Origin of the sequence: Arthrobacter sp. TS-15 (assembly GCF_006964045.1) — a bacterium.
Lineage (GTDB): Bacteria > Actinomycetota > Actinomycetes > Actinomycetales > Micrococcaceae > Arthrobacter.
Genome location: NZ_SDXQ01000017.1, coordinates 45,913 through 65,461, shown reverse-complemented (window position 1 = coordinate 65,461; position 19,549 = coordinate 45,913). Strand labels below are relative to the sequence as shown.

18 protein-coding genes are annotated in these 19,549 nt (G+C 63.7%); 12 read left to right on the top strand and 6 right to left on the bottom strand.

All coding sequences use genetic code 11. The features are described from left to right. Nucleotides 1-193: 193 nt before the first annotated feature. Nucleotides 194-967, top strand: coding sequence for a sugar phosphate isomerase/epimerase family protein (locus tag EU811_RS06810; RefSeq protein ID WP_142937732.1), 774 nt, complete (start codon nucleotides 194-196; stop codon nucleotides 965-967). An 11-nt stretch (nucleotides 968-978) separates the two neighbouring features. On the opposite strand, the gene EU811_RS06805 is transcribed toward EU811_RS06810, so the two are convergent. Then, nucleotides 979-1,731 carry an alpha/beta hydrolase gene (locus tag EU811_RS06805; RefSeq protein WP_142937731.1) on the bottom strand — a complete coding sequence of 251 codons (753 nt, stop codon included), beginning with the start codon at nucleotides 1,729-1,731 and terminating at the stop codon, nucleotides 979-981. Beyond that, a complete protein-coding gene (locus EU811_RS06800; RefSeq protein ID WP_142937729.1) occupies nucleotides 1,728-2,765 on the bottom strand; it encodes a LacI family DNA-binding transcriptional regulator in 1,038 nt (345 codons plus the stop codon). The genes EU811_RS06805 and EU811_RS06800 overlap by 4 nt, the downstream gene beginning before the upstream one ends. Before the next feature lie 195 nt (nucleotides 2,766-2,960). On the opposite strand from EU811_RS06800, the gene EU811_RS06795 reads away from it, so the two are divergent. The 4 genes from EU811_RS06795 (at nucleotide 2,961) to EU811_RS23770 (ending at nucleotide 6,595) form a co-directional block, all read left to right on the top strand. Further along, a complete protein-coding gene (locus tag EU811_RS06795; protein ID WP_142937728.1) occupies nucleotides 2,961-4,130 on the top strand; it encodes a Gfo/Idh/MocA family protein in 1,170 nt (389 codons plus the stop codon). Next, complete coding sequence (locus tag EU811_RS06790) at nucleotides 4,130-5,344, top strand: dihydrodipicolinate synthase family protein (protein ID WP_142937727.1); 1,215 nt, start codon at nucleotides 4,130-4,132, stop codon at nucleotides 5,342-5,344. The genes EU811_RS06795 and EU811_RS06790 overlap by 1 nt, the downstream gene beginning before the upstream one ends. Continuing rightward, nucleotides 5,341-6,183 carry a sugar phosphate isomerase/epimerase family protein gene (locus EU811_RS06785; protein ID WP_142937726.1) on the top strand — a complete coding sequence of 281 codons (843 nt, stop codon included), beginning with the start codon at nucleotides 5,341-5,343 and terminating at the stop codon, nucleotides 6,181-6,183. Before EU811_RS06790 ends, EU811_RS06785 begins: the two co-directional genes overlap by 4 nt. A gap of 238 nt (nucleotides 6,184-6,421) precedes the next feature. Next, nucleotides 6,422-6,595 carry a hypothetical protein gene (locus tag EU811_RS23770; RefSeq protein ID WP_165450167.1) on the top strand — a complete coding sequence of 58 codons (174 nt, stop codon included), beginning with the start codon at nucleotides 6,422-6,424 and terminating at the stop codon, nucleotides 6,593-6,595. Nucleotides 6,596-6,599: 4 nt separating this feature from the next. Here EU811_RS23770 and EU811_RS06780 read toward each other — a convergent pair whose 3' ends face one another. The 3 genes from EU811_RS06780 to EU811_RS06770 all read right to left on the bottom strand — a co-directional run bounded on the left by EU811_RS06780 (nucleotide 6,600) and on the right by EU811_RS06770 (nucleotide 9,288). Further along, nucleotides 6,600-6,824: a hypothetical protein gene (locus EU811_RS06780; RefSeq protein WP_142937725.1), complete on the bottom strand. Its 225-nt coding sequence runs from the start codon at nucleotides 6,822-6,824 to the stop codon at nucleotides 6,600-6,602. Between the two features lie 5 nt (nucleotides 6,825-6,829). Beyond that, nucleotides 6,830-7,909: a YihY/virulence factor BrkB family protein gene (locus tag EU811_RS06775; RefSeq protein ID WP_142937723.1), complete on the bottom strand. Its 1,080-nt coding sequence runs from the start codon at nucleotides 7,907-7,909 to the stop codon at nucleotides 6,830-6,832. 110 nt (nucleotides 7,910-8,019) lie between these two features. Further along, complete coding sequence (locus EU811_RS06770; protein WP_142937722.1) at nucleotides 8,020-9,288, bottom strand: ROK family transcriptional regulator; 1,269 nt, start codon at nucleotides 9,286-9,288, stop codon at nucleotides 8,020-8,022. 82 nt (nucleotides 9,289-9,370) lie between these two features. Between EU811_RS06770 and xylA the strand changes: the two genes are divergently transcribed. From xylA to EU811_RS06735, 7 genes are all read left to right on the top strand, one after another. Beyond that, nucleotides 9,371-10,558 carry a xylose isomerase gene (gene xylA / locus EU811_RS06765; protein ID WP_142937721.1) on the top strand — a complete coding sequence of 396 codons (1,188 nt, stop codon included), beginning with the start codon at nucleotides 9,371-9,373 and terminating at the stop codon, nucleotides 10,556-10,558. 90 nt (nucleotides 10,559-10,648) lie between these two features. Beyond that, nucleotides 10,649-12,079: a xylulokinase gene (locus tag EU811_RS06760; protein WP_142937720.1), complete on the top strand. Its 1,431-nt coding sequence runs from the start codon at nucleotides 10,649-10,651 to the stop codon at nucleotides 12,077-12,079. Between the two features lie 67 nt (nucleotides 12,080-12,146). Further along, nucleotides 12,147-13,130, top strand: coding sequence for a LacI family DNA-binding transcriptional regulator (locus tag EU811_RS06755; RefSeq protein WP_142937769.1), 984 nt, complete (start codon nucleotides 12,147-12,149; stop codon nucleotides 13,128-13,130). A gap of 227 nt (nucleotides 13,131-13,357) precedes the next feature. Further along, nucleotides 13,358-15,088: a ribulokinase gene (gene araB / locus EU811_RS06750; RefSeq protein ID WP_142937719.1), complete on the top strand. Its 1,731-nt coding sequence runs from the start codon at nucleotides 13,358-13,360 to the stop codon at nucleotides 15,086-15,088. Beyond that, nucleotides 15,085-15,792, top strand: a complete 708-nt coding sequence (locus EU811_RS06745) for an L-ribulose-5-phosphate 4-epimerase (RefSeq protein WP_142937718.1) — start codon at nucleotides 15,085-15,087, stop codon at nucleotides 15,790-15,792. Before araB ends, EU811_RS06745 begins: the two co-directional genes overlap by 4 nt. Before the next feature lie 72 nt (nucleotides 15,793-15,864). After that, the gene (gene araA / locus EU811_RS06740) at nucleotides 15,865-17,400 is read left to right on the top strand and encodes an L-arabinose isomerase (protein ID WP_142937717.1); all 1,536 of its coding nucleotides are present in this window, start codon (nucleotides 15,865-15,867) and stop codon (nucleotides 17,398-17,400) included. Further along, entirely contained in the window at nucleotides 17,397-18,308 is a 912-nt protein-coding gene (locus EU811_RS06735; RefSeq protein WP_142937716.1) for an aldose 1-epimerase family protein, read from the top strand. The genes araA and EU811_RS06735 overlap by 4 nt, the downstream gene beginning before the upstream one ends. A 111-nt stretch (nucleotides 18,309-18,419) precedes the next feature. Here EU811_RS06735 and EU811_RS06730 read toward each other — a convergent pair whose 3' ends face one another. Next, entirely contained in the window at nucleotides 18,420-19,430 is a 1,011-nt protein-coding gene (locus tag EU811_RS06730) for a LacI family DNA-binding transcriptional regulator (RefSeq protein WP_142937715.1), read from the bottom strand. Between the last annotated feature and the right edge of the window lie 119 nt (nucleotides 19,431-19,549).

Here is a 19,549-nt window from a genome sequence, read left to right as displayed (position 1 = left end):
GGAAACGGGTGCGACGCCGGCGTTCAAGGGGTGCACGGGGCGGAAACGGGCGCGCACGGCGGAAACGGGCGCGCACGGCGGGACTGGGTGCGCCGCCGGCGCTCAAGGGGTGCGCGCGGCGGAAACGGGTGCGGATGTGTTCGACATGCGATACGCCATTACTGGGTAAGCGCATTCCCGGTATCCTAAGACGATGATCGACCTCACCACGCTGGCTGACCTCACGCCTGGCATTTGTTCCGTCACCCTCCGCGCACACGGAATCGACGAGGTGGTCCGAATTTCCTCGAATGCGGGCCTGGCCGGCATCGAGTGGGGTACTGACGTCCATGTCAGTGACGCAGAATCAGCCGCGCACGCGAAGGACGCCACGGCGGCTGCCGGACTGACAGTCCTATCGCTCGGCTCGTACTACCGCTGCGGGGCCTTTGGAGACTTCGGCCGGGCACTGGACCTCGCCGCCTCCTTAGGCGCGCCAAGGATCCGCGTCTGGGCAGGGGAACTCGGTTCCGCGAACGCCAGCCAAGAACACTGGGACGCAGTTGTGAAGGACACCCGGCGCATTGCCGATCTTGCCGCGGCGCGCGGAGTCGCCATCGCTTTCGAGTACCACGGCAACACCCTCACCGACTCCCCCGCCACCACCCTCGACCTTCTGGACCGGGTCAACCACGCCAACGTCGGCACCTACTGGCAGCCCGCCGTCGGGCTTTCAGACAAGCAGGCCCTTGAGTCCCTCCACGAAGTCTTGCCGCATCTGGTGGGCGTGCACTGTTTCTCGTGGGGCCCCGAAGCTGAGCGTTTCCCGCTTCGGAATCGGAAGTTGCTGTGGCAGACCGTCACCGATGTCCTCCGGGGCAACGGCAAGGACATGGACATCATGTTGGAGTTCGTCGAAGACGACCTTCCGGACAACGTGCTCAACGACGCCGCCTTCCTGCACACCATCACTCTGGGGGAGGACTAGCCCGGAGACCGCTACGCAGCCCAACCCATCCGGCGAAGCCACGCGGCGCAGAGCCCGGTCCACTGATCGGCACCGGGCGTTCCCGCTGCCAGGCCGATGCCGTGGATACCGTTCGGAAAAACGTGCAGCTCCGTGGCAACTCCGGCTCGGTTGAGCGCTCCTGCGTAGGCCAGGCTGTGGCTAACGGGAACGGATTCGTCGTCTGCCGTGTGCCAGAGGAACGCCGGCGGTGTTGCCGGGGTGACGTGCAGCTCGGCGGAGAGCTGCCGCAGGATTTCAGGCCCCGCCCCCTCGCCGGCCAGGTTGTCCACGGATCCCTGATGCACCGAATCCACGAAGGAAATGACCGGATAGCAGAGGATGCTGAGGTCCGGAACCGACTCGCGGATGTCCAGCGCAGGATCGCCCGCGGGCACCTGCACAGACAATGCGGCCGCAAGATGCCCACCCGCCGAGAACCCGAGGACACCCACACGCGAGGGATCAACCTTCAGCCCATGCCCTCCGTTGCGGATCCAGATCATGGCTTGCTTGGCGGCGGCTAACGGCACCGGGTGCCGATGCGGTGCCACTGGATACCGCAGCACGAACGCGTGGATCCCCAGCGAAGCGAGCCACTCTGCCACAGGTTCGGCTTCATGGTCTGCCGTTTTCGCGTAGCCGCCCCCGGGCAGAACCAGAACTGCGGGCGCCGCCAGACCGGAAGGCCCGACGGCGGGAATCACCGTGAGTGCCTGGGGCGCCTGGGCCTCCGCTGCGGTCATACCTGCGATTCCACCGGGGTTTCGGTGCTGCGGCGGAGCTTGACCGCCCCGCTGACAGGCGGAGTGTCAGGATCTCCTGCGGCGAGGCGTCCAATGTCCTCGAGCGGTAAATGCACCGTTGAAAGAGCGGGCCGGAAGTCGCGAAGGGTTTCGATGTCGTCAAAGCCGGCGATGGTGGCATCACGGGGAATCCACACCCCTTCGGGCCGTAGGGCCGCAGTGACTCCGATAGCCATGACGTCGTTCACGGCGAAGATGCAGAGCCGTTCCTGGGACGCTTTGATGCGGTCCGCGAGAGCCAGGCCGGCTTCGTATCCCCCGGCGCGGTTGAATCCTGTGCGGATCACTTCAGCCGCGGGCCTCCCAGCGCCCTCAAGCCCGCGCTGGAAACCGCGGACCCGGTCGTCGGAGGTGTAGAGCCCTTCTGGACCGGCAACGATCAGGAATTCACCGTCATGGGTGGCGGCAAGTTCGGCGGCGAGGCCGGCAGCGAGTTCTTCGTTGGGGACCTTGACCACGTGGTAGCCCTCAGTGGTGGACGCTCCAACTACGGGGTGACCCACCACTCCCACGTGCCCGCCGTTGCGGCAGTAGCGGTCCAGTTCGGCGGCCAGTTCAGTGTTGCCTTGCTTGTCCTCGGCGCGGACTGAGCGCGATCCGGCGATCACGATGGAGTCGGCACGGCGGGCAGCGAATGCAGCTACTGCTTCCTTCTCGTCGTGCGGGGTGCCTGATGTGCTGGCCAGCAGGACCATGCGGTTCTGTTGGCGGGCCGCTTCCTGGACGCCGCGGGCGATGGCAGAGAAGTAGGGATCGGCGATGTCGTGGACAATGAGGCCGATCAATCCGGAACTGGACTTAGCCAAGGCCTGAGCCTGGGCATTGGGTACGTAGCCGAGCTTTTCGGCGGCCTCGCGGACGCGTTCCGCGATGTCTTCTGCTGGTTTGCGGGACGAGCCGTTGAGGACCCGGGATGCCGTAGCGAGGGAGACCCCGGCCAAACGGGCAACTTCACTCAGTGTGCTGGCGGCCACGGGGAACTCCTTTTCTGCAAGCGTCGGGACTGGCGCTAAGGAAATTATGGCAGTTCTCTTGGAATTTTGGGAAAGCGCTTGCCAATACGGCGCGCCATGGTGCATGATCGATTGCAGCGGGAATGCGCTTTCCCATATGACATAAGTAAGCACCGGCAACGCTCAGCGGCCGGCACACAAGGCACTGGAGAAAACATGGGCTTCGAAACAAAGACGATCCGTATCGCCATGAACGGCATCACCGGCCGTATGGGCTACCGCCAGCACCTGCTGCGGTCCATCCTCCCCATCCGCGATGCCGGCGGCTTCACCTTGGAAGACGGCACCAAGGTTCAGGTGGAGCCGATCCTGGTTGGCCGCAACGAAGCCAAGATCCGCGAACTCGCCGAACTCCACAAGGTCTCCGAGTGGACCACCGACCTGGACGCCGTCATTGCCGACCCCACCGTTGACATCATCTTCGACGCGTCCATGACCAGCCTCCGCGCCGCCACCCTGAAGAAGGCAATGCGCGCCGGCAAGCACATCTTCACCGAAAAGCCCACAGCCGAGACCCTGGAAGAAGCAATCGAGCTGGCACAGATCGGCAAGGACGCCGGCGTCACCGCAGGCGTAGTGCACGACAAGCTGTACCTCCCCGGCCTGGTCAAGCTCCGCCGCCTGGTGGATGAAGGCTTCTTCGGCCGAATCCTTTCCATCCGTGGCGAATTCGGTTACTGGGTCTTCGAAGGCGACGTCCAGGCTGCACAGCGCCCGTCCTGGAACTACCGCAAGGAAGACGGCGGCGGAATGACCACGGACATGTTCTGCCACTGGAACTACGTCCTTGAAGGCATCATCGGCAAGGTCAAGAGCGTCAACGCCAAGACCGCAACGCACATCCCCGCACGTTGGGACGAGGCCGGCAAGGAATACAAGGCCACCGCCGACGACGCCTCCTACGGCATCTTCGAACTCGAAACCCCGGGTGGCGACGACGTCATCGGCCAGATCAACTCGTCCTGGGCCGTTCGCGTCTACCGCGACGAACTGGTTGAGTTCCAGATCGACGGCACGCACGGTTCCGCCGTCGCCGGTTTGAACAAGTGCGTTGCGCAGCAGCGCGCCCACACCCCCAAGCCGGTCTGGAACCCGGACCTGCCCGTCACGGAATCCTTCCGCAGCCAGTGGCAGGAAGTCCCCGCCAACGCTGAACTGGACAACGGCTTCAAGCTGCAGTGGGAAGAATTCCTGCGCGACGTCGTCGCCGGTCGCGAGCACCGCTTCGGCCTGCTTTCCGCAGCACGCGGTGTGCAGCTGGCCGAACTCGGCCTGCAGTCCTCGGCTGAGCGCCGCACCATCGACATCCCGGAGATCACCCTCTAATGACGTCACTGATTCTTCCCACCGACGACGGCGGCACCCGCGAGTACCGCCTTCAGGCGGCCACATCGTGGACCAAACCGACTGCTCCTTTGACGGCCCGCCGCGCCTACGCCGCAGCACACGTCATCCCTGAGGTCTCCGCGGACAACACTCCCGGCGCCCCGGCCCAGCTTGACTGGGACGCCACCCTGGCGTACCGGCACGAGCTGTGGTCCTATGGCTTGGGCGTTGCCGATGCCATGGACACCGCACAGCGTGGCATGGGCCTGGATTGGGCCGCGACCCAGCAGCTCATCAAGCGCACCGGCGCCGAGGCCGCTTCCGTGGTGGCAGCGGGCAATGCCGCGATCGCGGGCAAGTCTGTCCGGGACCTCGTTTCCTGCGGCGCCGGCACCGACCAGCTGGATATCACCGCCCTTCCCGAGGGTGCAGCGGGTATCCAGGCCGTCATTGATGCTTACCGCGAGCAGATCGCGGTGGTCAGCGAGGCCGGTCCCAAGGTCATCCTCATGGCATCCCGTGCCCTGGCCAAGGTTGCCAACGGCGCCGACGACTACCTGCACGTCTACTCGACGCTGCTTCAGGAAGTGGACCAGCCCGTCATCCTGCACTGGCTGGGCACCATGTTCGACCCTGCGCTGGCAGGCTACTGGGGCTCCGATGACGTCTCCGTTGCCACCGAAACGTTCCTCAGCCTGATCCGCGAACACTCGGACAAGGTTGACGGCGTGAAGGTTTCGCTGCTGGACGCTTCCCACGAGGTCGCCCTCCGCGCTGCACTTCCGGAAGGCGTCCGCCTCTACACCGGCGACGACTTCAACTACCCGGAACTGATCGACGGCGACCAAACGCACCACTCGGACGCCCTTCTGGGCATCTTCGCGGCGATCTACCCGGCCGCTTCGGTGGCGTTGCAGAAGTACGACGCCGGTCAGGGCACCGAAGGGCGCGCCATCCTGGACTCCACCCGTGAGCTCGGAAAGCACATCTTCAGCGCACCCACGTTCTACTACAAGACGGGCATCGCCTTCATGTCCTGGCTCAACGGCAAGCAGCCCGGCTTCCAGATGGTGGGCGGCCTGCACTCCGGCCGTTCGGTGCTGCACTTGGCCAAGACCTTCGAACTGGCAGACCAGGCGGGCTTGCTGAAGGATCCCTCGCTTGCTGCGTTCCGGATGTCTGACTACCTGCGGATCAACGGGGTGGGCGCATGAGCACGGACTTCTCACGACTCTCCCTGAACAGCGCCACCACCAAGAAGTGGACGTTGGCCGAAGCCGTTGACGGTTGCGCCCGCGCCGGCATCCCCGCGATCGGGCCGTGGCGTGACCGCGTGGCCGAGGCTGGCTTGGACAAGGCAGCCAAGCTCATCAAGGACGCCGGACTGCGTGTTTCCTCGCTCTGCCGCGGCGGCTTCCTCACCGCAGCCGATGCCGAGGGACAGGCCGCAGCTCTGGCTGACAATTTCGAAGCCGTCCGCGAAGCAGTAGCGCTGGACACGCAGGAACTGTTCCTGGTGGTTGGCGGGCTTGCTCCCGGAGAGAAGGACGTCGTCGCTGCACGCCAGCGCGTGGCCGACCGCCTTGAGGAACTGGTTCCCTTCGCCTCCGAAAACGGCGTCCGCCTGGTGCTGGAACCCTTGCACCCGATGTACGCAGCGGACCGCGCGCTCATCTCCACCCTTGGCCAGGCCTTGGATCTCGCCGCGCCGTACGACGCAAAGGCTGTTGGCGTCGCCGTCGACACCTTCCACGTATGGTGGGATCCGGAACTGAAGGCGCAGATCGAACGTGCCGGGCGCGAAAAACGCATCGCCTCCTACCAGGTGTGCGACTTCAACCTACCCATCGCTGCGGATGCGCTGTTGTCCCGCGGCATGATGGGCGACGGCGTCATCGACTTCGCCACCATCGGCACCTGGGTCAGGGACGCCGGGTACACGGGCGACATCGAGGTTGAAATCTTCAATCAGGAAATCTGGGACGCCGACGGCCACACCGTCCTGGAAACCATGAAGCAGCGTTACGCGGAGCTCGTCCTCCCGTTCGCCTAGCAAACGTGATCCTCCCGCGGATGCCCTAAGCTCCGCGGGAGGATCGCTCCAAGAACCAGCGGGTCCCTGCCAAGGTCACGGCAGGGGCCCGCTTTTGTGTCAGCTAAAAGTCCTCGAACGCGCAGGTGAGATAAGTGGTACACAGCTGAAACATGGCGTCGATGGGAGGAAACAATGGGCACCTACGCTGGTTTTACCTGGACAAAGACGTCCACGAAACCCCTGAAAGGACACCACCATGATGCTCTTGAAGACACTGACCTTTTTCCTCGACGCCAGCGGCAGCCACAGCGGGCCGTCCGGCGATTCCGCCAGCGAACACGCCCCTGCTGTCGCCACCGAACGCCTGACCTCCAGCGCCTGGGAGGGCTGGTGGGATGACGCCGATCAGGGTTTCCCCGCAGAAGCCTGATCGCTCATGAAGCTCGAGCAGTCAGCTGCATGCGGGCCTTCGGCCGGCCGATCAAGGTGACCGAGCCGCCGTCGAGCCCTTCCAGTTCCAGCTTGATGTTCCGGGAGCCTTCTTCAGGTTCCACGGAGTTGACCTGAAAAACCTCATCGCTGATCCGGACGCTGTCGCCGTTCTTGATGGCTTTGAGCTTCTTGCTGCGCATGTCAGTGCTTGCGGCGGGAGTCTCCATTCGGGTTACTTGCCTGTCCGGGGCTCGTCGCCGTGGGTTTCACGGATTTCTTCGCCGTCCCGAATTACTTCGTCTTCCTTTTCCTGCATTTTGTCGCTCTTCTTGGTATCGCGCGGCGGGAGTTGAATGCTCTCCTCGGCCTCAATGCCGCCCTGGAGTTGGCGGCCGCGCTCCATTTCGGCGTCGAACTCGGCGCCGAACAGCAAGGACATGTTGAGGATCCAGAGCCACAGCAGCATGATGATGACGCCCGCGAGGGCACCGTACGTCTTGTTGTAGTTGCTGAAGTTGGCAACGTAGAAACCGAAGCCCAGCGAGGCAAGGGCGAAAATCACCAAGGCAATGAGAGAGCCCATGCTCATCCAGCGAAACTTGGGCTGCTTGACGTTGGGCGTGAAGTAGTAGAGCACGGCAATGATCGCGACCACAATAACTATGAGGACCGGCCATTTGGCGATATTCCATACGGTCAAGAAGGTTTCGGACAACCCGATGGCACCGCCGATGGCCTCCGCCACGGGTCCGCTCAGGACCAGCATGGCAGCTGCCAGCCCAGCGCCGACAACGGCAACGATGGTAACGGCGAGCATGGTGCCGCGCAGTTTCACGAATCCGCGGCCCTCGTCCACTTCGTACACACGATTCATGGCGCGACTGAAAGCGGTCACGTAACCGGAGGCCGACCACAGTGCGACCACGATGCCGAGTATGAACGCGAAGCCGGCCGCGTTGGATTTGGTCAGTTCCTCTATTGGCTGTCGCAGGGTGTCAACGCCCGGCCCCGGGGCGAACTGCTGGACGATATCCAGCAGCGCGGACGTGGTTTTTCCTGCGTCTCCAAAGATTCCCAGCAGGGAGACCAACGCCAGGAGTGCGGGGAAGAGTGCAAGGACGGCGTAGTAGGTCAGCCCTGCCGCTGCATCCGGGCACTGATCCTTGGTGAACTCCCGGAGGGTCCGCTTGGCGATGTACATCCACGTGGGCTTGGCGAGGTCATTCGGGCTGTCGGGCTTACGCGAATCTTCCGGAGAAGGAGCGGTCTGCGCCTTGGCCGTGCTGGTGTGGGCTGAGTCTTGTGTAGTCATGGGGCACTCGTCCGTGGGGTTGGTTATTCGCGAACAGCTGACCCATCAATAGTAAGCATGCTGATGAATGCTAGGGAAGCGCCCACGCCAGTTAATCCCCACAAGGCGTGCTACGCCAGTTTGCTCGCCAGCAGGAACTCAAACGGCGATTCAATCACGGACCGGATCACTTGGCCGGCAGCGCCGAGGAGCGTCCCGGAGTGCTCAAGGGTGGAAACTGTGAGGTTGCCCGGAGCCAGTAGGCCTGGCGCGTATCGCTCCAAACTTGTGAGCAGCGCCGGCCTGAGCCACTCCGCAAGCACGGCGAAGTGCCCACCAAGGACTACGGCCTCAATGTCCATCAAGCGGGCAGAAGAGGCGAGCGCAACGCCCAAGTACCTCCCGGCGTCGTGAACTGCCTGAGTGGCCTGCGGTTCCTGGGCAGCCAAGGCCGCTAGAAGCAGTTCCGTGCGCTCGCCCAGCGCACCTTGCGGAGTTCCGGCGGCCTCAAAAATGGCTTCCTGGCCAGCGAACGTTTCCAGGCATCCCGTGCCCCCGCAGGAGCAGCCCGGCCCATCCGGGTGGACTACGATGTGGCCGAGCTCGCCCGCAGAGCCGCCCGGCCCGGTGTAAAGCTCGGAGCCGATGATCACGCCACCGCCCACGCCGACTTCGCCGGAAACATAGAGGAAGTCCGGCTGGCCAGTGCCATACCAAAGCTCACCGAGAGCAGCACTGTTGGCCTCGTTGGACAACCTGACACCCAGCGGGGCGCCCTCCAGCAGGGCCCGGGGATTCAGCTCCTCTTGCTCCCAGTGCAGGTTGGGCGCGGAAAGGACAAGGTTGCGCTGCTCATCCACCAGCCCCGGGACCGCGAGGCCACCACCCAGGATGGCGATGTTGGCGGCGGCGGCCTCGGCTTTCACCTCAGCCGCCAAGAGGCCAAGGCGTTCCATAACCTTGGCCGGAGCCAGACCGCGGTTCCGCGACTCCACGGTTGAGTGGAACCGAAGGTTTCCGCCAAGGTCCACCAGCCCAACAGCCAGGTAGTCAACGTTGATTTCCATTCCCACCACGCCGCGGCGCGAGCTGAGTTCGAGCCCCTGCCCCGGCCGACCCCGCTCGCCGTCACGATAGAGACCCACCTCGGAAACCAGCCCGGATTCCACGAGGTCGGCAACAAGACTGGATACGGCGGCTTTAGTGAGTCCGGTTCCGGCCGCGAGCTGTGCGCGGCTGGGTTTGGCGTCCCCGGTTCGGGCGATGGAGTCCAAGACGAGCGAAAGATTTCGACGGCGGACGTCCCCTACACGCCCGGGCGCGGCTGCTTCATTCACTGGCGTGGGACCTCCCTGCAGATTCAAAGAACTTTTTTCCGGCTTCCATTGACCATGATCCATTATCCCCCATATAGTTCAGATTGAAAACTAATTGGAATGCACTTCTTCAAGTTCTTCCCCAGTGCTTTGCAAAGGAGCAAATATGACCCCGCAGCCCACCCCGCAGGACCGCTTCACCTTTGGCCTCTGGACTGTCGGATGGACCGGCGCCGATCCCTTCGGCGTGGCCACCCGTCCGGCACTGGACCCTGTGGAAGCCGTGCATAAACTCAGCGAGCTGGGCGCTTACGGCATCACTTTCCACGACAATGATCTGATCCCCTTTGACGCCACCGCCTCCGAGCGCGACCTCATTCTGAAGAACTTCAAGGCAGCCTTGGCAGAGACCGGGCTGAAGACGCCTATGGTGACCACCAACCTCTTCAGCCACCCGGTATTTAAGGACGGCGGTTTCACGTCGAACGATCGCTCCATCCGCCGCTTTGCCCTCAGCAAGATCCTCCGGAACATTGACCTCGCCGCAGAGCTTGGCGCAGAGACTTTCGTGATGTGGGGCGGCCGTGAAGGCAGCGAATACGACGGCTCCAAGGACCTCTCCGCAGCGCTGGACCGCATGAAGGAAGGCGTGGACACCGCAGCCGGGTACATCAAGGAAAAGGGCTACGGCCTCCGGATCGCGCTCGAGCCCAAGCCGAACGAACCCCGCGGCGACATCTTCCTCCCCACGGTCGGCCACGGCCTGGCGTTCATCGCGCAGCTCGAGCATGGCGACATCGTGGGCCTCAACCCGGAGACCGGTCACGAACAGATGGCCGGGCTGAACTTCACCCACGGCATCGCCCAGGCCCTGTGGGCGGGCAAGCTCTTCCACATTGACCTCAATGGCCAACGCGGCATCAAGTACGACCAAGACCTCGTTTTCGGCCACGGCGACCTCACCAGCGCCTTCTTCACGGTGGACCTGCTGGAGAACGGCTTCCCCAACGGCGGACCAAAATACGATGGCCCCCGCCACTTTGATTACAAGCCCTCACGTACCGACGGCTACGACGGCGTGTGGGAATCGGCCAAGTCCAACATGTCCATGTACCTCTTGCTGAAGGAACGCGCTTTGGCCTTCCGCGCTGATCCAGACGTTCAGGAGGCACTTGCTACGTCGGGCGTGTTCGAGCTGGGTGAGCCGACGTTGAACGCCGGCGAAACCACGGCGGACCTGCTCGCTGACGCCAGCGCCTTCGAAACGTTCGACGCCGACAAGGCCGCCGAACGCTCGTTCGCTTTCGTCCGCCTCAACCAGCTGGCCATCGAGCACCTGCTCGGCGCCCGCTAAATCAGACCACCACACTGATATCCCGCCGCCAGGTCGTTCCGGAATTCACTCACGGAACGGCTTGGCGGCGGACCCCAAAAGGATTAACGCATGCCTCTCGTAGCCGGGATCGATAGCTCAACCCAGTCCTGCAAAGTGATCATCCGGGACTCCGTCACCGGTACCTTGGTGCGCCAGGGCAGGGCCTCCCACCCTGACGGCACCGAAGTCCACCCGGATCACTGGTGGACAGCCCTGCAGGACGCGATCAGCCAGGCAGGCGGCCTTGACGACGTCGATGCCGTCTCCATCGGTGGACAACAGCACGGCATGGTGTGCTTGGACGACTACGGCAACGTCGTCCGACCGGCCTTGCTGTGGAACGATACCCGTTCGGCGCCCGACGCAGAGGAATTAATCCTTGAGGCCGGTGGTGGCGATGCCGCCGCCGGGGCAGCATATTGGGCATCCACCACAGGCACAGTTCCCGTAGCATCCCTGACCGCCACCAAGCTTCGCTGGCTCGCAGGGAACGAACCCGCCAATGCCCAACGTACGGCTGCGGTGTGCCTTCCGCATGATTGGCTGTCTTGGCGTTTGGCGGGTCACGGACCCGGAACCGGCCCGGCATCGTTGGAGCTCCTCCGCACCGACCGTTCCGACGCCTCCGGCACAGGCTACTTTTCGGCAACCACTGGGGAGTACTTACCCGCAGTCCTGGAACGCACGCTGGGCCACGTCCCGGTGCTGCCAACCGTCGTCGGGCCTTTGGAAGCGGCGGGCAAGACTCCCACGGGCGCGTTGATCGGCCCGGGTGCGGGAGACAACGCCGCAGCAGGGCTGGGCGTCAACGCCGCCGTCGGGGACGTTGTCATTTCGATCGGAACATCGGGGACGGTGTTCGCGGTATCAGATGTTCCCTCTCATGATGCCAGCGGACTCGTGGCAAGCTTCGCGGATGCGACCGGCAACTACCTTCCGCTGGCCTGCACGCTCAATGCGACCCGGATCTTCGACGCGACAGCTGCACTTCTGGGAGTGACCCTAACGGAACTCGGCAACCTGGCCCTGTCAGCTCCGGAAGGCGCCGACGGGCTGACCCTCGTCCCGTACTTCGACGGGGAGCGGACACCCAACCTGCCCGATGCCACGGGATCGCTCCACGGCATCACCGTCTCCAACTACACTCCAGCCAACATGGCCCGGGCAGCCATTGAGGGTGTGCTGTGTTCCTTGGCCGACGGGCTGGCTGCTCTGCAGGCGCAGAGTGTCTCTGCCCAGCGCATCATTCTGATTGGCGGCGGAGCGCAATCAGACGCCGTCCAACAGATTGCAGCCTCAACTTTCGGCTTGCCTGTCTTCGTCCCAAGGCCCGGCGAGTACGTGGCCGATGGCGCTGCCAGGCAGGCCGCAGGCGTTCTCACCGGTCAGCTCCCGGGCTGGAAGCTTGAAGGGCGGGAGCTGACACCGCAGAGTGCTTCCGGAGTTCCTGGGTTCCTGGCCCGGTACCGGCTTTACGCCGCGGGGGCCGCGAAAGGCTGATCCCACACCGGTGCTCTATCGTGACAGGGTGAGCATTGAACAATCTGCACATCAGCGACCTCCTGTCATGGAGGATGTGGCCCGCGTGGCAGGCGTCTCGCATCAAACCGTGTCGCGCGTTCTGAACAACCACCCCAACGTGAGTTCCAAGACCCGCGAGCGCGTGGAACAGGCAATCACCGAGCTGGGCTACCGACGAAACACGGCTGCTCGCAGCCTGGTGACGCGGCGTTCCCAGACCATTGGCGTGCTCGGCAGCGAAATGGCACAGTACGGGCCGTCTCACACCCTCCTTGGTGTGCAGCAAGCCGCCCGGGATGCGGGCTATTTTGTGAGCGTCGCCGGTTTGCGGGAAGTCACCCCGGAGACCATCAAGGACGCTATTGCCCACTTCATGGACCAAGGCGTAGATGGCATCGTGGTCACTGTTCCCCACCCGGGTACGTTCGACGTCCTCCGCGATGTCACCGCCCAGGTTCCGCTGGTGGCCGTGGGGTCAGTGGGCGACGAACACCTCAGCGGCGCCACGGTCGATCAGAAGCAGGGGGCACGGCTCGCGGTCCAGCACCTTTTGGACCTCGGCCACACTCAGATCGGCCACTTGTCCGGGCCTGCTGATTGGATTGATGCCGCTGCCCGGATCGAGGGTTGGCGGGATGCGCTGGGCGTGGCCGGGATCGAGGCGGAGACCCTTATCGAGGGCGACTGGAGCGCTGAGTGCGGGTACCGGGAAGGCTTGAAGATCGCCGCGGATCGATCCGTGACGGCTCTCTTTGTGGCCAATGACCAGATGGCTCTTGGCGTTCTCCGGGCATTCAATGAAGTAGGCGTCCGGGTGCCGGAGGACATCAGCGTAGTGGGCTTTGACGACCAACCGGAGTCGGCATATTTCATACCTCCACTGACCACCGTGGCGCAGGATTTCGAGGAGCTCGGCCGGCGATGCATTGGCTTGCTGTTGGATCGGCTGGAGAGCGGCGCCACGGGCACGCCTGCCACGGTGGCGCCGCGGCTGGTGGTCCGATCCACCACGGCCCAAGCAGCCAGCTAGGCATCCCCCTCCCAACTAAATAGCAGCTGAGCACGTTTTGAGGACTCTAAACGTGCTCAGCTGCTACGTACTTGGGTGCGCCAGCCACTGACTTCTTCAGAAGGACCCATTCCGCGCGGCCCGCTCTTGACATCAAAGTTGTGAGCGCTAACAATTGCATCAGACCTTCTTCAGTTTTCCACCCCTACCCCCGGCAATGAGGCCCAGGCCAGCCGGATGGAGACCCCATGAATACCTCTGAAAACCTCCCGCTGGACGAGCAGTTCGTCATTGGCGTGGACTATGGAACCCTGTCCGGCCGCGCCGTCGTGGTGCGCGTTTCTGACGGCGCCGAGATCGGCAGCGGCGTCTTTGAATACCCGCACGCTGTCGTGTCGGAAACACTCCCCGGCAGCGGACAGCGACTCCCTGCCGACTGGGCCCTCCAAGTACCCAACGACTACCGCGACGTCCTGCGCAACGCTGTCCCGTCCGCCGTCGCCGACGCCGGAATCAACCCGGAAAATGTGGTGGGCATCGCCACCGACTTCACCGCTTGCACCATGGTTCCGACGACGGCGGACGGCACGCCGCTGAACGAACTGGAACGCTTCGCGGATCGCCCGCACGCCTTCGTCAAACTGTGGCGCCACCACGCAGCCCAGCCACAGGCCGACCGCATCAACCAGCTCGCCGAAGAACGGCGCGAATCATGGCTTCCCCGCTACGGCGGCCTGATCTCCTCCGAATGGGAGTTCGCCAAGGGGCTGCAGCTCCTCGAGGAAGATCCGGAAGTCTACGGCGCCATGGACCACTGGGTTGAGGCCGCCGACTGGATCGTTTGGCAGCTCTGCGGCAGCTACGTCCGCAACGCCTGCACCGCCGGGTACAAGGGCATCTACCAGGACGGAAAGTACCCCTCCCGGGACTTCCTGGCTGCGCTTAACCCGGACTTCAAAGACTTTGTGTCCCAAAAGCTTGAACACACCATCGGCCGCTTGGGAGATGCCGCCGGCTACCTCACGGAAGAAGCAGCGGCCTGGACCGGGCTTCCTGCGGGAATCGCAGTGGCTGTGGGAAATGTTGATGCCCACGTCAGCGCACCCGCCGCAAACGCCGTTGAACCAGGGCAGCTCGTCGCGATCATGGGCACCTCCACCTGCCACGTCATGAATGGCGACGTTCTCCGCGAAGTCCCGGGCATGTGCGGAGTAGTGGACGGCGGCATTGTGGATGGCCTCTGGGGTTACGAAGCAGGCCAGTCCGGCGTAGGCGACATCTTCGGTTGGTTCACCAAGAACGGCGTCCCGCCGGAATACCACCAAGCCGCCAAGGACAAGGGCCTGGGCATCCACGAATACCTCACCGAACTCGCGGAAAAGCAGGCAATCGGCGAGCATGGACTGATCGCCTTGGACTGGCACTCGGGCAACCGCTCAGTGCTGGTGGACCATGAACTTTCCGGCGTAGTGGTAGGCCAGACCTTGGCCACCAAACCGGAGGACACCTACCGGGCACTCCTGGAAGCCACAGCCTTCGGCACACGCACCATTGTGGACGCGTTCCGCGATTCCGGCGTCCCGGTCAAGGAGTTCATCGTGGCCGGCGGGCTCCTGAAGAACAAGTTCCTGATGCAGGTGTACGCCGACATCACCGGCCTGCAGCTCTCCACCATCGGATCGGAGCAGGGTCCTGCGCTGGGCTCGGCAATCCACGCCGCCGTGGCCGCAGGGAAATACAAGGACATCCTCGACGCCGCAGCGTCCATGGCTGCCGCTCCTGGCGCGGTCTACACCCCCATCCCGGAAAACGTTGCCGCCTACGAGGTCCTTTTCCAGGAATACAAGGCTCTGCACGATTACTTCGGCCGCGGCACCAACAACGTCATGCACCGCCTCAAGGCCATCCAGCGCGCGGCAATCCAAGGCTCCGGACAACACGCCGACCAGCCCGCCGCCCTGGAAGGAGCCTCGGCATGAGCACGCTCTTGGAGTCCATTGCCAAAGTCCGCAAGGAAGTCTGCGATCTGCACGCCGAACTGACCCGCTACGAACTGGTGGTATGGACCGCTGGCAACGTCTCGGGCCGCATCCCCGGGCACGATCTCATGGTGATCAAACCGTCGGGCGTTTCCTACGATGACCTCGCACCCGAGCTCATGGTGGTCACCGACCTTTATGGCACACCTGTGCGGGGAATGAACACCGGCAGCGCGGGGACCGTGGATTGGGGCAACCCGGACCTCTCCCCGTCCTCCGATACCGCCGCGCACGCGTACGTCTACCGGCACATGCCTGAGGTAGGCGGCGTGGTCCACACGCACTCCACCTATGCCACGGCCTGGGCTGCACGCGGTGAGGCAATCCCCTGCGTACTGACCATGATGGGCGACGAATTCGGCGGATCGATTCCGGTGGGACCGTTCGCGCTGATCGGCGACGACTCCATTGGCCAGGGAATCGTGGAGACTCTGAAGAACTCCAGCTCCCCCGCGGTGCTCATGCAGAACCACGGTCCCTTCACTATCGGCAAGTCCGCCCGCGATGCAGTCAAGGCAGCAGTGATGTGCGAGGAAGTGGCCAGGACGGTCCACATCTCCCGCCAGCTGGGCGAGCCGTTGCCCATTGATCAGGACAAGATCGACTCCCTCTACAACCGATACCAGAACGTTTACGGCCGCTAAAGCGGACAACCCGGCCGCCACTGCGGACCACCCAAGCCACTCGAAACTCAAAAGCACCTCAGGAGCCACTAAATGCCCAGCGCCAACAACACTTCCGCCAACAGTACGTCCCTGGGCCAGTACGAGGTCTGGTTCCTCACCGGTAGCCAGCACCTCTACGGCGAGGACGTCCTCAAGCAGGTGGCAGCGCAGTCGCAGGAGATTGCCAACGCCCTCAACGCCAACAGCGATGTTCCCGTCAAGCTCGTGTGGAAGCCGGTCCTCACCGATTCCGATGCCATCCGCCGCACCGCATTGGAAGCCAACTCAGACGATTCCGTCATTGGCGTGACCGCTTGGATGCACACGTTCAGCCCCGCCAAGATGTGGATCCAGGGCCTGGACCTGCTCCGCAAACCGCTGCTGCACCTGCACACCCAGGCCAACCGCGACCTGCCCTGGGCTGACATCGATTTCGACTTCATGAACCTCAACCAGGCTGCCCACGGCGACCGCGAATTTGGGTACATCCAGTCGCGCCTCGGCGTGCCGCGGAAGACCGTCGTCGGGCATGTCAGCAACCCTGAGGTGGCCCGCCAGGTGGGTGCGTGGCAGCGCGCCTCGGCCGGATGGGCCGCCGTGCGAACCTTGAAGCTGACCCGTTTTGGTGACAACATGCGTAACGTCGCCGTCACAGAAGGTGACAAGACAGAAGCCGAGCTTCGCTTCGGCGTCTCGGTCAACACCTGGTCCGTCAACGAGCTCGCTGACGCTGTCCACGCAACTGCAGAGTCCGACGTCGACGCCCTGGTTGCCGAGTATGAGCGACTTTACGAGGTGGCCGACGAACTAAAAAAGGGCGCTGCCCGCCACGAGTCGCTGCGCTACAGCGCCAAGATCGAGCTGGGGCTCCGCAGTTTCCTTGAAGCCAACGGATCGGCAGCGTTCACCACGTCCTTCGAGGATTTGGGGGAACTGCGCCAACTCCCCGGTATGGCGGTCCAGCGGCTTATGGCCGACGGCTACGGCTTCGGTGCCGAAGGTGACTGGAAGACCGCCATCCTGGTCCGCGCGGCCAAGGTGATGGGCGGCGACCTGCCCGGTGGCGCGTCGCTCATGGAGGACTACACCTACCACTTGGAGCCCGGCTCGGAGAAGATCCTGGGTGCCCACATGCTGGAAGTCTGTCCCTCGCTGACGGCCACAAAGCCGCGGGTGGAGATCCATCCGCTGGGAATTGGCGGCAAGGAAGACCCCGTCCGCATGGTGTTTGACACCGACGCCGGCCCCGGCATCGTCGTAGCGCTGTCCGATATGCGCGATCGGTTCCGCCTGGTGGCGAACGTGGTTGACGTCGTCGACCTTGACCAGCCGCTGCCCAACCTGCCCGTAGCCCGCGCGCTCTGGGAACCGAAGCCCAACTTCGCCACATCGGCCGCCGCGTGGCTCACCGCCGGCGCCGCGCACCACACGGTATTGTCCACACAGGTGGGCCTCGAAGTATTCGAGGACTTCGCCGAAATCGCCAAAACCGAACTTCTCACCATTGATGAGGACACCACCATCAAACAGTTCAAAAAGGAACTCAACTGGAACGCCGCGTACTACAAGCTGGCCGGCGGCCTGTGAGCACTGAATTCACGCTGAGCGCTGGCGGTTACACGGCAGTTGTGACCGCCCGGGCGGCCGCACTGCGCGTTCTTCAGTTTGAGGACCGGGATCTGGTTGTCCCGTTTCCGGAGGGTGGCCCAATCCCGGATTACCGCGGCGTCATTGCCGCGCCGTGGCCTAACAGGATCGCAGACGGCAAATACACGTTCGACGGCGTCGATTACCAGGTGCCGATGAACGAACCGGAGCGGGGTACTGCCTTGCACGGCCTGGCGTTCCCGCTCGATTGGACCCTGAAAGAGTCCGACGCCGGCTCACTCACCTTGACGTGCACGGTGGGTCCCACCGCGGGCTACCCGTTCGTGCTGGAGCTGTCGGCTCGGTTCGTGCTGGACGCTGACGGATTGCGCACCACGGTGACTGCCCGGAACGCCGCTGACATCGCAGCTCCCTACGGCGTGTGCCCGCACCCGTACCTGGTGGCCGGCTCGTCGCCCCTGGATGAGTGGGTGCTTGAGTTCGCTGCGGATTCATTCTTGGAAGTCACCCCGGACAGGCTGCTGCCCGTTGAGGTGGTGGGCGTGGAGGGGCACGCTTTCGACTTCCGTTCCCCGCGCGCCATCGGCACCACCGAAATCGACCACGCCTTTACGGACATAACGTTCGACGGCGGGCTGGCGCGGCTGTCCGTCCGCGACCCGGCGGGCACCGGCGTCGGAGGGTCCGGCGTCGGGATGTCCTGGGACGAAAGCTGCCCTTGGCTGCAGATCCATACGGCAGACAAGCCGTCACCGATCCCTGGGCGAATCGGCCTTGCCGTGGAGCCCATGACGTGTCCGCCGGATGCCTTCAACAGCGGAACAGACCTGATCCGACTGGAACCCGGGGCCGAGCACAGGGCGTCGTGGAGCATCTACACCCTGTAGCGCGTTCCTGCCCAGTTAGCCGAGGCAACGGGGGGGGGCACAAGCCCGGCTTTCCGCGAAACTGCTCGCGGGAATCCGGGCTTTTCGGGGACTAACTGGGCAGGAGCGCAGCTAAGCGCCGGCAGTGCTTTGGCGGACCACCAGCTCGGGGGTGAACACTACGGATCGGTGTTTGGTCCCGCCGCTCTCCTGTTCTTCCGCGAGCAGCTCGATCGCGGTCCGGCCCAGCGCCTCAGTGGGCTGGCGGATGGAAGACAGTGGGACCACTGCGGAAATGGCGAAATCGATGTCGTCATAGCCAATGAGCGCGATGTCCTCGGGTATCCGGACGGTCCGCAGCATGGTCAACGATTGCATGACGCCGAGTGCCAGGAGGTCGTTGGAGCAGAACACGGCTTCGGGACGCTTTTCCGGCGAGCGCTCCACCAGGCTATTGCCTACTTGTCGGCCCGCAAGAACGGTCTGTCCGGCGGAGTCGAGCACTTCAATGCTGGCATCCGCCACTTCGCTGACGGCACGCTGCGCGCCCTTGAGTCGGCTGGCCACCTGTCGTATGGACGGCGTACCAACAAAAGCTAAACGACGGCGGCCCTGGTCCAGCAGGTGCTTGGCGGCCAAGTAGCCACCTTCTTGGTCATCCACGGAGACCGAGCTGCAGCGATCGGTGTCCGCGAGTTCGTCCACCAGAACAGTGGGCACGCCGCGTTCGCGGAGGGTATCGATCCGCTCCCCCACATCTCCTACCGGAGAAATCAGCAGGCCTTGGACGCGTTGCTCTTGGAAAAGGTCCATGTAGTGCGCTTCGCGGGAGGAGTCCTGACCGCTGTCCCCCACCAGCACTACACTGCCCAGGGCCGCCGCAGCATCTTCCGCCGCGCGAGCCACTGAGGAGAAGAAGGGGTTTCCAACGTCCAACACGATCAGGCCAATGGTGCGGCTTTGGCCGGCGCGGAGCTGACGGGCGGCGTCGTTGCGGACGAAGCCGAGTTCAGCAATGGATTTGAGGACACGTTCCTTGGTCCTCTGCGAAACCCTGTCCGGATAGTTCAGCACATTGGAAACAGTTCCCACTGCTACCTGGGCGTGAGTGGCAACGTCTTTGATGCTGGCTGTCTGGGACATGCTTTCCGATCTCCGCTGGCTGACGTCAATGTGTTGGAAACGCCTTGACACCCTCCCGTTTACGAGGGTAATTTGAATCGTAACAAATGAAACGATTCAAAGACGAGTAACCCTGGAGA